The 14664-nt window shown below is 69.6% G+C and carries 12 protein-coding genes and 1 pseudogene; 7 read left to right on the forward strand and 6 right to left on the reverse strand.

Annotated features, from left to right (window positions below):
• Positions 1–3: 3 nt before the first annotated feature.
• Positions 4–465 carry a pyridoxamine 5'-phosphate oxidase family protein gene (locus ACFYO9_RS33805; protein ID WP_355819940.1) on the forward strand — a complete coding sequence of 154 codons (462 nt, stop codon included), beginning with the start codon at positions 4–6 and terminating at the stop codon, positions 463–465.
• 69 nt (positions 466–534) lie between these two features.
• Here the strand turns inward: ACFYO9_RS33805 and ACFYO9_RS33810 are convergent, their stop codons facing one another.
• Both ACFYO9_RS33810 and ACFYO9_RS33815 read right to left on the reverse strand, forming a co-directional pair.
• Complete coding sequence (locus tag ACFYO9_RS33810; protein ID WP_358778944.1) at positions 535–909, reverse strand: hypothetical protein; 375 nt, start codon at positions 907–909, stop codon at positions 535–537.
• A gap of 51 nt (positions 910–960) precedes the next feature.
• The gene (locus ACFYO9_RS33815) at positions 961–1368 is read right to left on the reverse strand and encodes a hypothetical protein (protein WP_358778945.1); all 408 of its coding nucleotides are present in this window, start codon (positions 1366–1368) and stop codon (positions 961–963) included.
• Positions 1369–1788: 420 nt separating this feature from the next.
• Here ACFYO9_RS33815 and ACFYO9_RS33820 point away from each other — a divergent pair, with 420 nt between their 5' ends.
• Positions 1789–1923 (forward strand): hypothetical protein, encoded by a 135-nt coding sequence (locus ACFYO9_RS33820; protein WP_358778946.1) that lies wholly within the window; start codon positions 1789–1791, stop codon positions 1921–1923.
• A 44-nt stretch (positions 1924–1967) separates the two neighbouring features.
• On the opposite strand, the gene ACFYO9_RS33825 is transcribed toward ACFYO9_RS33820, so the two are convergent.
• From ACFYO9_RS33825 to ACFYO9_RS33835, 3 genes are all read right to left on the reverse strand, one after another.
• The gene (locus tag ACFYO9_RS33825) at positions 1968–5231 is read right to left on the reverse strand and encodes a glycoside hydrolase family 2 TIM barrel-domain containing protein (RefSeq protein ID WP_358778947.1); all 3264 of its coding nucleotides are present in this window, start codon (positions 5229–5231) and stop codon (positions 1968–1970) included.
• Between the two features lie 150 nt (positions 5232–5381).
• The gene (locus ACFYO9_RS33830; protein WP_358778948.1) at positions 5382–7262 is read right to left on the reverse strand and encodes a hypothetical protein; all 1881 of its coding nucleotides are present in this window, start codon (positions 7260–7262) and stop codon (positions 5382–5384) included.
• 77 nt (positions 7263–7339) lie between these two features.
• On the reverse strand, positions 7340–7810 hold the full coding sequence (locus ACFYO9_RS33835) for an SCP2 sterol-binding domain-containing protein (RefSeq protein ID WP_358778949.1): 471 nt from the start codon (positions 7808–7810) through the stop codon (positions 7340–7342).
• Positions 7811–7879: 69 nt separating this feature from the next.
• On the opposite strand from ACFYO9_RS33835, the gene ACFYO9_RS33840 reads away from it, so the two are divergent.
• Positions 7880–8656: a TetR/AcrR family transcriptional regulator gene (locus tag ACFYO9_RS33840; RefSeq protein ID WP_358778950.1), complete on the forward strand. Its 777-nt coding sequence runs from the start codon at positions 7880–7882 to the stop codon at positions 8654–8656.
• A 183-nt stretch (positions 8657–8839) separates the two neighbouring features.
• Positions 8840–10828, forward strand: a complete 1989-nt coding sequence (locus ACFYO9_RS33845; protein ID WP_358778951.1) for an AMP-binding protein — start codon at positions 8840–8842, stop codon at positions 10826–10828.
• Between the two features lie 68 nt (positions 10829–10896).
• Here the strand turns inward: ACFYO9_RS33845 and ACFYO9_RS33850 are convergent, their stop codons facing one another.
• Complete coding sequence (locus tag ACFYO9_RS33850; protein ID WP_358778952.1) at positions 10897–11325, reverse strand: VOC family protein; 429 nt, start codon at positions 11323–11325, stop codon at positions 10897–10899.
• 262 nt (positions 11326–11587) lie between these two features.
• Between ACFYO9_RS33850 and ACFYO9_RS33855 the strand changes: the two genes are divergently transcribed.
• The 3 genes and pseudogenes from ACFYO9_RS33855 to ACFYO9_RS33865 all read left to right on the forward strand — a co-directional run.
• Positions 11588–12028 (forward strand): VOC family protein, encoded by a 441-nt coding sequence (locus tag ACFYO9_RS33855; RefSeq protein ID WP_355819954.1) that lies wholly within the window; start codon positions 11588–11590, stop codon positions 12026–12028.
• A 563-nt stretch (positions 12029–12591) separates the two neighbouring features.
• Positions 12592–14043 carry a hypothetical protein gene (locus ACFYO9_RS33860; RefSeq protein WP_358778953.1) on the forward strand — a complete coding sequence of 484 codons (1452 nt, stop codon included), beginning with the start codon at positions 12592–12594 and terminating at the stop codon, positions 14041–14043.
• Between the two features lie 241 nt (positions 14044–14284).
• A pseudogene (locus tag ACFYO9_RS33865) lies at positions 14285–14664 on the forward strand (hypothetical protein); the annotation flags it as partial.

A 14664-nucleotide genomic window follows, 5' to 3' on the forward strand; every position in this document is an offset into this window, starting at 1 on the left:
TCCATGCACACCACGAAGATCACCCCACGCGACACGGCGCGGCGCAGGCGCGAGACCGTGGACCGGCTCGGTACGGAGCGCGACATCTGGGTGTCGACGTCCCACCCCGACCACGGCCCGCACCAGATACCGCTGTGGTTCCTGTGGGACGGCCGGGCGGTGTGGATGTGCACGGGGGCGACCTCCGCGGCCGCGCGCAACGTCCGCGAGGAGCCGCGCGTACGCCTCGCCCTGCCGGACACCTTCGACGTGGTGCTCCTGGAGGGGCGGGCGGAGACGCACCCGGCGACGGAGGTGCCGAGGGAGCCCGCGGACGCGTTCGCGGAGAAGTTCGGCTGGGATCCGCGTACGGAGGAGGGCCCCTTCCTGTACGTGCGCGTGCGGCCGCGAACGGTACGGGCGTGGCGCGGCGAGCGGGAGTTGCGGGGCAGGACGGTCATGCGGGAGGGCGAGTGGCTGGCGTGAGGCGGGCCTGAGGACGGCCTGAGGCCGGTTTCCGGGTGCCCGTGCCCGTAAGCGCGTCGCGCTCGCCTGTCACCCGCCGCCGCAGAACGTGGTCTTGATCGACCGCACGATGAGGCCGGCCTGGTCGTTCGTCACGTCGAACCGTCGAGCCGCGTCCTGTCGCACCTCGTCGTCGACCGACCCCTGCCTGACGTCCAGGCAGACCCACCCGGCGTCGTCCACGGCCCGCCCCTCGTCCGCGACGAGTCTCGGGTCGATGGCTTCGAGGTCGTGCAGCAATATCTCCTGCTGCCCCGCTTCCGGGGAGGGCGGCCCCGCGACGGGCTCGGGGTGCCCGGAGGCCGCGGCGTCCGAGGAGTTGGAGGGCCCGTCGTCGTTCGCACAGGCGGTCAGCGCGGCGGCGCCGATCACCGCGCACAGGACCGCGGCCGTCACACGCTTCATGTCTGCCTCCGTTTTACCGCCGACCTGGGATCGACGTCGTCACCTGAGCAGTCAATACCACGTCAACTGGCCGGGCTTCTGGTAGTAGAAGCCCTTGGGCCCCTCCGGATCGTCACCGTCGAGGCAGGGGCACGTGGAGGGTGCGGCGGAGTCCCTGGAGTCCCTGGAGCCCCCGGAAGGGCGCCCCGTCACCAGCTGGCTCCCCCTGAGGACGGGTTTGCCGTCGAAGCGGCGGCCGGCCGAGCCGAAGATGTGTGTCCCGCGACCCAGGCGCATCAGCCCCGTGGTGACCTGCACCGCTGAGAGGACCAGGCCGTCGGAGACGAGAGGGATGAGGAGGAAGAGGTTCCACTTGTCCCGGGCCGCCGGGCCGGTCCACAGCGCGACGGTGACCGCCGCCTCGTCGGGCTCAGGGATGCACCCTCGTACGTAGTACGGCTGTGCGATGGGTGCGTGCATGTAATGCGCCAGCGCGGCGGTTACGGCCCGCTGGGTCCGGGACGCGCACTGGGGCGAGCAGAGGGGCGGGGACTCCGGGACGGGCAAGGCGTGCTCCTCGCTCAGGGATTTCCGGTGGGTGGCCAGGCTGAGAAACTCGTTCCATGAGGGAGTCATGAGGCAGAAGGCCGGTGTCGTACGAGGTGAGGTGGTCAGCCGGGGAAAGTACGCGTTGGTGGAACGGGAGCGACGCTACTTGCTGGCCGGCCCCCCGGACCCCACATCGGTCACGGCCACCCGTGTCACCAAGGACCGGTACCTGACGGGAACACGCCTGCGCCTACGACGCACCGAACACCCGGACACCGGCACCGGCACCCGCCAACTCAAGCGAAAGCTCACCCAGAAGGTGCCGCCGATGACGAAGAGGCCCGGGACTTCGTGCCTCCGGCGGTGTGCCTGGTCGAGGTGACGGATGACGTCCGCTTCACCGGCGGGCGACTGGTCCGCGCCGCACGGCAGGACTGGGTGACGTGGCTGGCCGACTACGGGATCCGCGTCAAGGGCCCTCGGTGAGCCACGATCATCCAGCCCCTGCAACCGGCCTACTGGCCCACCGGTCAGCGCGCCGACCGCAAGCGATAGGCGTACGTATACGTACGCCCCGCATGCAGCAGGTACCGCTCCAGCGGCGGCGCGCCCCACGAGTCGTTGCCGCCCACGCCCATCTGCCGGTGGGCGACCCTGAGGAATGTCTCCGTGCGCCGCCTCACCTCGTGCGGGTGGCGCGGGCCCTCCAGGTCCGCCGGGGTGTGGTGCAGGGCGCTCGTCTCCAGGAAAGGCTCGCCGTCCGCGGGGTCGGCGAGGACCACGAGGCCGTCCCCGGAGCGGTCGGTGAGCGCGATGCGCCGTACGTCGGTCTTGTTGCCGGTCTCCTGCGGCCGCTGGTACGGGGCGATCTGGTCGTCGACCGTCGAGCGGTAACGGCCCACGAACGCACCGGACTTGCGGTCCTGGTAGTTCTCCTGCGGCCCCCGCCCGTACCAGTCGAGACGCTCGAAGCCCGCGGGCACCGTGAGGAGCGCCCCCACCAGGGGGAGGTCGGGCAGGCCGGCCGCCGCCTTCAGCGTGTGCCGGACCCGCACCTCTCCGTCGCCGCGCACCGTGAACACGGTGTGCCAGGTGGACGGCGTGGGGGAGGTCGGCAGCGTCGCGCTCACCTCGACCGTCACCTCACCCGGCGAGGGTTGCGCCGCCTTGATCCCGGTGACCTTCGCGTCCTCGCCCGCCGAGCGCCAAGTCGCCGCCGTGTCCGGAAAGTTGCGGCCTATGTCGTTGTCGATGGGCGCCCGCCAGAGGTTCGGCACCGGCCCGCCGGTGAGCAGGCGCCGGCCCCCTACCTCGTACGACGACAGCGTTCCCGTCGCCTTGGACAGCACGACCGTCACGTCCCTGCCGCTGATCCGCACCTCCTTCGCGTCCTCGGCCAGATCGAGCCGGGGCAGCGTGCCGGGTGCCGGGTCGGCGGGCGCGGGTGTGTGCCAGGCCGCCGGGAGTTGGAGTTGCTCGGCGGCCACGGTGTGGCCCGCCCCGGCCCAACTCGCCTTCTTCCGCAGGACGAGCGCCAGGTTCAGCAGGTACTCGGCGCCGGGCACCGGACGGCCGGGCTTCTTGACCGGGACCCGTACCGTCCCCGTGGCGCCGGGCGCGACGTCCGGCGCGGGCAGCGTGCCCTCCTGGATCTTTTCGCCGTCCCGGGTGACGCTCCACCGCAGCTCGTACGCGTCCAACGTGCTGAACAGGTGCTTGTTGTGGACGCGTACGGAGGCGGCGTCGCGGCCGCCCGCCGTGGATGCCGCTGTGGAGACCGCAGTGAACGCCACCGGCTGGTAGACCTTCTTGATCTCCAGGATGCCCGGGTGCGGCGCACGCGTGGAGGCGACGAGGCCGTTGCCGCTGAAGTTGCCGTCGGTGGGATAGCCGGGCTTCCAGTCCTCGCCGTACGACAGGTAGGTGTGCCGGCGGTCGCCGGGGATGGGCAGCCGGATGTTCTGGTCGACCCAGTCCCACACGAACGCCCCGTGCAGATTGGGATACTTCTCGAAGATCTCCCAGTACTCGGTGAGGTTGCCGCTGCTGTTGCCCATGGAGTGGCAGTACTCGCAGAGCAGAAACGGCGTCGGGTTGCCCGACTTGCCGTACTTCTCCACGTCGGCGGGCTTGGTGTACATCTCGCTGTGCAGGTCGGCGACGGAGTTCATGCCCTCGTAGTGCACGGGCCGCGAGTCGTCGCGGGCGCGCACCCAGTCCGCCATGGCCTTGAAGTTGTCGCCCTCCCCGGCCTCGTTGCCGAGCGACCAGACGATGACGCTCGGGTGGTTCTTGTCCCGCTCGACCATCGACCGGATCCGGTCCACGCAGGCGTCGGTCCACTCGGGCAGCGACCCGGGCAGCCGGTCGCGCACGCCGTGCGTCTCCAGGTTGGTCTCGCCGATGACGTACAGGCCGTACTCGTCGCAGAGTTCGAGCCAGTACGGGTGGTTGGGGTAGTGCGAGGTGCGTACGGCGTTGATGTTGTGCCGCTTCATCAGCAGCACGTCCCGCAGCATCACCGACTCCGGGACGGCCTGGCCGTGGTCGGGGTGGGACTCGTGGCGGTTGGTGCCGCGGAGCATGACCGGTTTGCCGTTGACCGTGAACTTGCCGGGCCCGTGGTCGACTTGGCGGAAGCCGACCCGGGTGCGGTGCACGTCCACCGTCTTGCCGGAGCCGTCGCGGAGGGTGACGACGAGGGTGTACAGGTTCGGCTGCTCGGCGGACCACAGCGCGGGTTTGCGGATGGTGGTCTTGAGGGTGAGGGGGCGGTCGGGCACGGGTTCCCCGGCCAGCTCGGCGCCGGGGACGGGGCGGCCCTCGGCGTCGTGCAGCACCGCCTGGACGCGGAGCTTGCCGGCCCCGGCCCCAGTCTTGACGGTGGACCCGGCCTTGCCGCCGAGGTCACGTACGACCGTCGTCACGGACAGGACCGCGTCCCGGAACGCCCCGTCGAGATCCGTCCGTACCCCGAGGTCGTGCACATGCAGCTCCGGGACGGAGTACACGTACACGTCCCGGAAGATCCCGGACAGGTCGATCATGTCCTGGTCCTCCAGCCAGCTGCCGTCGGACCACCGGTACACCTCCACGGCGAGGGTGTTCCCGCCCGGCCGCAGATGGGGCGTGATGTCGAACTCCGCGGGGGTGTAACTGTCCTCGCTGTAGCCGACCTTCTCGCCGTTGACCCAGACGAAGAAGGCCGACTTCACGCCCTGGAAGGAGAGCAGGGTGCGGCGCCCGCGCCAGTCGCGCGGCACGGTGAAGGTGCGGCGGTAGGAGCCGACGGGGTTGAAGTCCTTGGGCACGTCCGGGAAGCCGGGCTTCTCGTACCCCTCCCACGCGTACTTGATGTTGAGGTAGATCGGGTGCGGGTAGCCCTCGATCTCCCAGTTCGCGGGGACGGCGATCCGGTCCCAGCCGCTCACGTCGTACGCGTCCGCCTCGAAACCGACCGGCCGCTGCTCCGGATTGCGGGCCCAGTGGAAGGCCCAACGGCCGTTCAGGGAACGGTGGTACGGGGACGTGGTGAAGTCGCCGCGCAGGGCGTCGGCGGCGGACGCGTACGGGACGAGCCGGGTGCGGGCGGGCTCTCTGTTGACCTGGAAGACACGGGGGTCGGCGTCCCAGGGGACGCCGGCTTTACGCGCACCGGCGGCGACGGAGGCTCCGGGTGCGGCGCGGGTGGCGCCCCCGCTCGCGGCGAAGGCCTGCTTCTGCGCGGCGAAGACGGCCCACCCCGCCAGGGCGGTTCCGGAGGCGAGGAAGGACCGGCGGCTCGGACGGCTCATGCGGCAACTCCGAACGTAAGGCAACAAGAACCATCAGCATCCGACGCATTCACTCAGGACGCAAGAGGCCCGCAGACGCCGGGAGTTGACGTCCGCCCCGCCGACTCGGCGGACGTCGTCGGACGCCGGCGGTCGTCGGCGGACGCTCCTTCAGCGGTCCCGCCCGCACAACTCCCGCTCCGCACGCACCGGATCGTTGGGAAAGCGGAACGACGTGCGCTGCACGGCCCCGGTCAGGTTGTGCCAGAACCGCCCCGCCGTCATCGGCGCCCGCGTGGCCGCCCGCAGCTCCGCGAGCCGCCCGCAGCGCAGGGCCCGGCGCGCCGCGTCGACCCGGGCGGGGTCGAGCCGCTGGTCCGCCGCACCGCGTGCCGTGCCCCGGTCGGCGACGATCCACTCGTACGGAAGGCTCTTGTCGTGTCCGACCCGGCCGGGGAGCGGCTCGGAGTGGGCAGCCAGCGGATAGGCCAGACCGATCGGATCGAGCGCGGCGCCGCTCAGCGGGACGACGGCGCCGTTCATGCCGAGGACGTTGTAGACGCCGGTGACGGACGGGGTCCTGGCGGGGGTCCGCGTCCAGGCGATCAGGAGCGTGGGCTCGCCGGACCGGGCCGCCCGGCGGACGAGGCGCATGTAGTGGGCGTTGCCGGCGGACTCGGAGAAGTCGTGGTGGAGGGGGTGCGGGTCGCCGTTCTGCCATACGTACACGCCTCGTTCGTCGGCGATCCCGCTCGGGCCGATCTTCCCCTCGTACGGGATCCGTAGCGCGCCCGCGCACACCACCGCCCATACGGCCACGCCCACCGCGACGACGCGCCAGACGCGGGTGGCGGGCATGACGAAGACGGGCAGCAGCATCAGGAGCAGGCCGGGCAGGAACATCCGGCCGTGCATGAAGTCGCCGCCGACCTTGATGACGTAGACCCAGCACAGGGTCCCGGCGAGGAGCGGGGCGAGGACGGGGGCGAGCGTGCGGGCGTTCCCGCGGAACCGTACGGGCGTCGCGCGGAACCGTCCGGGCGTCGGCGCGCCCGCCTCCGCGTCCGACGGGCGAACCCCGGCGACCAGCGTGCCCACACCCACCGCCACCAGCGGAAGCCACAGCGCGTACGGGCCGACGAAGTCCCCGAGGTAGCCGAACCCCCGTGTCCACAGGCTGCGCGAGGCCTCCTTGGTGACGCCGGGCAGCGGCACCAGATGCCCGTAGTAGCCCATGCGGAAGATCTCGTACGCGACGGGCAGCGCACCCGCGACCCCCGCCCCCGCGAGCACCCCGCGCCACGAGGGCCGGACCATCACCCACTGCGCGGCCAGGAAGACCACCGAGACCAGCGCCAGGTCGGGCCGGACGAGCGGCCCGAGCCCGATGACCGCGCAGGTCAGGAGGGACTGCGACGTCGAGGGGCGCGGGGACGTCGACGGGGACGGGCAGGCCCCCGTCGACCCTGCCCTGAGCCCCGCCCCGAACCTCAACCCGGACCCCGCGCGTGGCCGCCCCACGAGCGCGAGCCACGCCCCGGCGATCCAGCACGTGGCGAGACCGGTCTCCAGGCCGGACGTGGCGAAGTCCCAGACGGGCGGCAGCGCGAGCAGCACCAGCGCCCCGCACGGCACCGCGTAGCCGTCGCCGCCCCACACCCGCAGGGCGCCGGCCCCGGCGAGCACGAACCCGGCGGCGGTGAGCAGCAGCCCCCCGTACATCGCGACCGCCGCGACGTCGAACCCCGGCGCCCCGCCGATCACGAGCAGCCACTGCCACAGGGTGCCGGTGGAGGACTCGGCGCGCTCGCCGGGGTTGAAGACGGGCCCGTTGCCCGCGAGGACCTGGCGGACGGTCCGTACGTAGATGTGCCCGTCGTCGGACATCCAGCGCCGCTGGAACCCGGCGAAGGCGATGACGAGGGCGGGCAGCAGGCAGGCGGCGAGACGGGATCGGGCCCGCCATCGCGCGGGCCGGCCGCCGGACGCTTCCGGGGCGGTCCCGGCGACGGCTTCGGCACCATCGACGGAGGAGTACGCAGAGGTCGTCATGACCGCTACATCGGCGCAGGTCAAGGTGGCCTTGAATCACGGGTGCCGCGCGGCCCCCGGCCCCGCGGGCTGTGGGCTCAGGCCTTCGGGATGTCGAAGTACCGCGTGAGCCCCGCCGCGAACGCCACGTCACCGGCGACCTTGACCTTGCGCGTCAGGAACAGCGATACGGGGCTGGCGTTCCCGGAGACGAGCTTGAGGAACTCGGGGTCGGCCAGCGTGAGCGTCACCCGCGGCGCGGCGTCCGAGCGCCCCTCGCGCACCACGCAGGTGCCGTCGGCGATGTCCGTCTCGTACACGGCCTCGTCGTTGTCGCCGCTGCCGGTGATCCGCCAGCGGATGAGCGCGGTCAGCGATTCCGCCGCCTCCGGCCTGAACTGCCGCTCCATGCGCCCGAAGACCTCGTCCAGGACGCGGGCGCGCAGCGCGCTGTCGCGGGCGATCGAGGCGATCTCCTTGGCGGAGAGGCCCTTGACGAGCCCCGCGAACTCCTCGGGCGTGACGCGGGCGAAGTCGAGGTCGGCGATCCTGCTGATGTCGTCCGCCACGGCAATCTCCTTACTCTGCAGTAAACTTACTAAAGAGTAAGGTAAGTCGGAACCAGGAGGCTGACAAGGGTGAGCGACAGCTCCGAAGGCGCACCGCCCGCGGGTGTGGGCGAGGACGGCGGAGGCGGCGCCCCCACTCCCCGCAGGCGCAAGGTCCCGCGCCCCGAGCGCGAGCGGCAGATCATCGACGTGGCGGTCCGGGTCTTCGCCACGCGTGGCTATCACGGCGCCTCGGTGGACGAGATCGCCGAACTCGCCGGAATCTCCAAGCCGATGGTGTATCTGTACCTCGAATCCAAGGAGGGCCTCTTCCTCGCCTGCCTGCGCCGCGAGGCGGACCGCCTGGTCGGCGCGTTCCAGGGGGCGGCGACGGCGGCGGACGCGGCACCCGAACTGCGGCTGTATGCCGGGCTCCTGGCGTTCTTCACCTTCGTCGCCGAGCACCGCGACAGCTGGGTGGTGCTGCACCGCCAGGCGTCGGAGCTGAGCGAGGCGATCGCGGCGGCGGTGGCCGAGGCGCGGGGTGCGGTGATGGCCGAGGTGGCGGATCTGGTGCGGTCGGGGATCGCGGAGAGCGAGGGTAGGAGCGGGGGCAGGGACGGGACCGGCGGGGGTGCCGTCGTGCAACTCTCCGACGAGGACGCGGACTTCGTGACCCACGCGCTGGTGGGCGCGGCGGACTCGCTGACGGACTGGATGGCGCGGCACCCGGGACGGTCCCCGGAGGGCGTGACGCTGCGCCTGATGAACATGGTCTGGGTGGGGATGGGCGGAGTCCTGGCGGGGGAGGTCTGGCGTCCGGCCCGTCCGGGCTCGTCCGACCCATTGAATTCTCCTTACGGGTGAGTAAGTTGACCTCCGAGTAAGTACGTATGGAACGCGTGTCACCAGAACCGTCTGCACCAGTCACCACGAGCCGCCTGCACCAACTGCCGTCTGCACAAGTCACCAAGAGCCGCCTGCACCAACTGCCGTCTGCACCAACTGCCGCCTGCACCACCGCTGGGAACGGGAAGCCGGGGAGCCGTCATGGGCGTACGCAAGGATCTGAAGAAGGCACGACGTCACACCGGGCTCGCGGACCGCGCCGAGGTCCAGGTCGTCCGGGACGAACACGGCACCGTACGGGAGGTCCGTACCGCCCCGCTCGTCCCCCCGGCCACCACCGGAAGCACCGCGGACATCCCCTTCGTCAACGCCGCGGAGGCCCCCGACGCGGTGGTGCTGCGCCGCAAGCGGGACGGCCGGTGGCGCCCCGTCACCGCCGCCGCCTTCGCGCGCGAGGTGACCGACGTGGCCAAGGGTCTGATCGCGGACGGCCTGGACCCCGGCGACCGCGTCGCCCTGATGTCGCGCACCCGCTACGAGTGGGCGGTCCTGGACTTCGCGATCTGGGCGGCGGGCGGCCAGACCGTCCCGGTCTACGCCACGTCGTCGGCGGAACAGATCGAGTGGATCGTCAGGGACTCCGGCGCGCGCCTGCTCATCGCGGAGACGCCGGAGAACGCGGTGATGGCGAAGGAGGCGCTGGCGGCCCACGCGGATCCGCCGCGGGTGCGGTGCATCGAGGGCGGCGGGGGTTCTACGGACTCCGGCGGCGCTGACCCCACCTCCACCCCCGGGACCACCCCCGGAATAGTCGCCGAACTGACCGCTGCCGGGCGGGAGTTGTCCGACGAGGAGGTCACCAAGCGCCGCTCCGCCCTCACCCCGGACTCGATCGCGACCCTCTGCTACACCTCGGGCACCACGGGCCGCCCCAAGGGCTGCGTCCTCACGCACGGCAATCTGCACGCGGAGGCGGCGAACACCGTCGACCTGCTCCACCCCATCTTCAAGGAGATCACCGGGCAGGTCGCCTCGACCCTCCTCTTCCTGCCGCTCGCCCACATTCTGGGCCGAACCCTGCAGATCGCCTGCATGCTCGCCCGCATCGAGGTGGGCCACTGCCCCGGCATCAAACCGGACGAACTCCGCCCGGAACTGCGCTCGTTCCGGCCCACCTTCCTCGTCGGCGTCCCGTACCTCTTCGAGAAGATCCACGACACCGGCCGGGCGACGGCCGAGAAGATGGGCCGGGCCGCGTCGTTCGACCGCGCGGAGCGGATCGCGACGCGCTTCGGCGAGACGTACCTGAACAAGTTCCTCGACGGCAAGCTCCCGGGCCCGTCGCTCGGCCTGCGGGCCGGCTGGGCGCTGTACGAATTCCTCGTCTACCGGCGCATCCGCAAGGAGGTCGGCGGCCGGCTGCGGTACGCGATCAGCGGCGGCTCGCCCCTGGACCGCGACCTCAACCTCTTCTTCTACGCCGCCGGAATCATCATCTACGAGGGGTACGGCCTGACGGAGACCTCGGCCGCCGCCACCATCACCCCACCGCTGCGGCCCCGCCCCGGCACCGTCGGGCTGCCCGTGCCGGGCACGGCCGTGCACATCGCGGACGACGGGGAGGTGCTGATCAAGGGCGGCATCGTCTTCGGCTCGTACTGGAACAACCCGGCCGCGACGGACGCCGCGCTCACCGGTGGCTGGTTCGCCACGGGCGACCTCGGCGCGCTGGACGCCGACGGCTATCTGACCATCACCGGCCGCAAGAAGGACATCATCGTCACGTCGGGCGGCAAGAACGTCTCACCCGCCGTCCTGGAGGACCGGCTGCGCAGCCGCGCGCCGGTCGGCCAGTGCATGGTCGTGGGGGACAACCGTTCGTACGTCGCCGCGCTGGTCACCCTGGAGCCGGAGGCGGTGGAGCACTGGCTGACGGTACGCAAACGGCCCAGGGACACCCCGACCGCGGAACTGGCCCGGGACCCGGCGATGATCGCGGAGATCCAGAAGGCGGTGGACCACGCCAACGCGGCCGTGTCCAGGGCCGAGTCGATCCGCAGGTTCGCGATCGTCGGGGGCGAGTTCACGGAGGACAACGGTCTGCTGACCCCGTCCCTGAAGATCAAGAGGGACGCGGTGGCGGCGGCGTACGCGGAGGAGATCGAGGGGTTGTATGGGGAGCGGGGCTGAGGGGGCCGGTCGACGCGGACTCAGTCGACGCGGAACCCAGTCCACGCGGAACCCAGTCGACGCAGAACTCAGTCGATGCAGAACTCGTTGCCCTCGATGTCCAGCATCGGGATGCAGGAGTCGTTGCCGTCGTAGAGCGTCTGCACGTGCACCGCGCCGAGCGGGACGAGCCGGGCGCACTCGGCCTCCAGTGCGGCGAGCCGTTCCTCGCCGACGAGCCCGGTGCCGACGCGCACGTCCAGGTGCACCCGGTTCTTGACGACCTTCCCCTCGGGGACGCGCTGGAAGTACAACCGAGGCCCCACGCCCGTGGGGTCGACGCAGGCGAACCACGCGCCCCGCTCCTCGGGCGGCTGTGCCTCCCGGTACTCGTCCCAGCCGGCGAACCCGTCGGGCGGAGGCGGCACGACGTACCCCAGCACCTCGCACCAGAAGCGTGCGAGGCGCTCGGGTTCCGCGCAGTCGAAGGTGACTTGGAACTTCTTGATCGACATCACGCGATCACCGTAGAGGCGTATACCGTCCCTGAAAACCCGCTGTCACGTCACGAAGAGGTCCTGAACGCGTGCGTGGCTCGGGCCGTCGGAGGGCTGTCGTGGCGGGGACCGGGGCTGGTACATCCGAATGAACCTCGCCCGAGGCGGGACCCCACATTCTTCGGAACCCGGCGGGACGGGGATGTCGAGAACGTGTCACCGGCTCCGTCCCAGGGACATCAGCGGCCACCGCGGGCCGCCCGAGGAAACAGGAGAGACCACCATGGCGATTCAGCGAATGGACAACGTGGGCATCGTCGTCGACGACATGGACGCCGCCGTCGCGTTCTTCCAGGAACTCGGTATGGAGCTGGAGGGCAGGGGCCAGGTCGAGGGCGGCTTCGCCGACCAGTGCACGGGACTCGACGGCGTACGCTGCGACATCGCGATGCTCAGGACCCCGGACGGCCACAGCCGCCTGGAACTGTCGAAGTACCGCAGCCCCGAGGCCACCAGCACCGCCCCCCGCAACAAGCCGCACAACATCGTGGGCACGCACCGCGTCATGTTCGCGGTGGACGACATCAAGGACACACTCGCCCGCCTCCGCCCCCACGGCGCCGAGGTCGTGGGCGAGATCGCCCGCTTCGAGGACAGCTACCTCCTCTGCTACGCCCGCGGCCCGGAGGGCATCATCATCGGCCTGGCGGAACAACTGGGCTGAGCGGCACCCGCCCGGTTGCCCTGACCGCAGCGCAGAGACCCCAGCAAAAAGGCCCTCCGAACCGGAGGGCCGTACGGGACTGGACGAAAGCGCCCCCGGCAGGACTCGAACCTGCGGCCAAGCGCTTAGAAGGAGCTTGCCCTTTCGAGTCCTCGTGGGTCTTGACCTGCACCTATTCACTTAAGTGATGGATCGTCAGGTATTTTGTGGGACGCATGTGGGATGGGGTGGGTTGCTTGGGGCGTCTCGTTCTTGGTCATACGTTGACTTGGTTGAAGGCGCCCGGTTTGTTGGTCGGCGGATTCCATCGCTATGAAAATCGCGGGTGCTGTGTCCCCTGCGACCTCGATCGGGTACCTGCGGTTCTAGAGATGGCGCCTTTCGATGCTTGTGAGGCATTTGTGTGGAGAGTGTGCGTTGCCACGGAAGCGCCGATCTATGCGCTCGCTTACGGTTTCCCTGGAGGGCCCCGGGGGTGGTCGCTCATCCCGGGCAGCCGGCGGTATGCCTGCCCTTCGAGACATTGAGTGACGGCCTGCTATTGCTCCCCGTACGCTCCGTACATGGTTTACGTCATAGCGCTTAGCGCCAAGGAACTGGACCGTATCGATGAGGAGTTGCTGGTCAAGCAATCCTTCACGAAGACGATTGCCACGGCCTCTCTTCCTGCTGATCGAACGCCTCGTATCGCCCTGCTCGTCACGCGGTCTGCCAGCGAGGATGAACGGTGTCCGCTGCGCTGGCTGGGAGTCGTGCGGCAGCCTCGTGGGGACAAGGTGGCGGCCGTTGATTCCCGGATCACCGTCGAGTTGGTACGCGAGAGTCCAGTACCGGTCCTTATGCGATCGTTTCTTGACGAGATCCCGCTTCGTCTACGACGCACTCTGGCGAGCGCCTTGGCGGGTGAAGTCACGGTGTTCGGAGACGGCGAGTCCGAGGACCTGCTGGAGGCGCTTGCACAGCAGGACGACGTACTGCGTAGGATGCTCGACTTCCTGGGTGAGGCGGCCGAGCCCGACCTGCTCGACCCGCGACGCGTTGCGGATCGCGCCTGGCAGGAGCAGTACGACATGACCCGCCTGGGTCTGGCCATCGCCAACATCCCTCCAGCGCGGCTCGCTGCCTGGCGGCGCCCGAGCGACCCTCACGCCCCGCACCTAGCGGGACTCATCCCAGAGCCGTTCGAACAGGGCATGATCGAAAACGATGCACGGTACCTCGATTTCGATACGGACGTGTTCACTGAAGCAGGGTGGTCTTCCGGAGACCGTACCGCCGGGGCGTCGTTCCGCTGCGACATCCATGTCTTCGAACATCTCGGCAGTCGCATCGAGGTGGCGAACATCAACGCAACGCCGGTAGAAGCTCGGCTCGGGGCGGACCTGATCTACTACCACGAGGCCACCCAGAGTTTCATTCTTGTGCAGGCCAAGCGGCTCCCCTCAGAGGCGGGCGCTCGGTGGATGTATGCGGATAAGCAACTCCTCGGGCAGCTCGATCGTTTGGATCGGGTAGCCGCGATGAGTCGAGCACCGTGGGCGCCTCACGAATGGCGGCTGGGTTCGGATCCCTGCTTCGTCAAACTCGCCTACTGGCCACTGAAGGAAACTGTCGACCCTGGGCCAGCGCCGGGCATGTATCTACCGGTTCCATATGTGCGCCTGCTGCTAGGCGACGATGCGACGAACGGCCCGAACGAGGGCACCCGCATTGGGTACGGATACGTCGAACGGTACTTGGGGAACACGGAGTTCGCTCAGCTCGTGAAGAACGGGCTCGTAGGAACGGTGGGCACCACGCTCGACGATCTGAGGGCGCTCGGCAGGGAACGGGCAGAGGAAGGAATGTCCGTATCCCTCGTTGTGGACCGGGCCACCGCTCCGACGCGTGAGGTGGTCAAGGAACGGCACAAGCGAAACCACACACGGGGATACGACAAGACGCTTGCTAAGAAGGTGCGCCGCAAACAGTCTCGCAACCCCGGCCCCGGACAGCAGTCGCTGTTTGACTCTTAAACCAAGTGGCATTCGACCGTTGGCGCATCGACTTTACTGGGCTCCTGCATGTTTTTTTCCGTTCACTCCCTGTGTGGCGAGCGCTACAAAAGCGGTGGCCGGAAAGGCTGAACTCGCGCTCCTGCGGATCCGTCCACATGGACGCCAGTGACAACATAGATATTGAGCGGTAGGAGACTCTATTACTCCACTGCGTTGCACGGCTCTGTGATCGGTAATGCTGGATCGAGGTGGGTGTGCGATGAAAGCCACCTATGACGTCAGGGTTTGGCAGATCGAGGCCCATGAGAAGCAGCGCGGGAATTCTTACGGAGTGAGATGGGCCGTCGACGGGCAGAAGCACCGAAAGACGTTCCAGACGTTTGCCCTGGCCGACGGATTCCGTGCGGAGTTGGTGACCGCGACGCACCACGGCGTCTCGTTCAATGCGTCGACCGGCCTGCCAGACCAGCACTCGCCAGTGGCCTCGTCGACTAGGGCCTGTCCGGGCGATCTCCGTAACGCGGTCGACGGGCCGGGCCACCTCAATCCGGGACGTCGAGCAGAGCCCGACGCCAGGCAGCGGCGTTGTCAGTCCCCGCCGCTATCGTTCGCGCGTTCACGATCATCAGGGAGGGGTGG

This window comes from Streptomyces sp. NPDC005863, from assembly GCF_042871345.1.
Taxonomy (GTDB): domain Bacteria; phylum Actinomycetota; class Actinomycetes; order Streptomycetales; family Streptomycetaceae; genus Streptomyces.

Coding starts and splice junctions, on each gene's coding strand:
- ACFYO9_RS33805 (WP_355819940.1), top strand. CDS start 4: ATGCACACCACGAAGATCACCCCACGCGACACGGCGCGGCGCAGGCGC.
- ACFYO9_RS33810 (WP_358778944.1), bottom strand. CDS start 909: ATGAAGCGTGTGACGGCCGCGGTCCTGTGCGCGGTGATCGGCGCCGCC.
- ACFYO9_RS33815 (WP_358778945.1), bottom strand. CDS start 1,368: ATGCACGCACCCATCGCACAGCCGTACTACGTACGAGGGTGCATCCCT.
- ACFYO9_RS33825 (WP_358778947.1), bottom strand. CDS start 5,231: ATGAGCCGTCCGAGCCGCCGGTCCTTCCTCGCCTCCGGAACCGCCCTG.
- ACFYO9_RS33830 (WP_358778948.1), bottom strand. CDS start 7,262: ATGACGACCTCTGCGTACTCCTCCGTCGATGGTGCCGAAGCCGTCGCC.
- ACFYO9_RS33845 (WP_358778951.1), top strand. CDS start 8,840: ATGGGCGTACGCAAGGATCTGAAGAAGGCACGACGTCACACCGGGCTC.
- ACFYO9_RS33855 (WP_355819954.1), top strand. CDS start 11,588: ATGGCGATTCAGCGAATGGACAACGTGGGCATCGTCGTCGACGACATG.
- ACFYO9_RS33860 (WP_358778953.1), top strand. CDS start 12,592: ATGGTTTACGTCATAGCGCTTAGCGCCAAGGAACTGGACCGTATCGAT.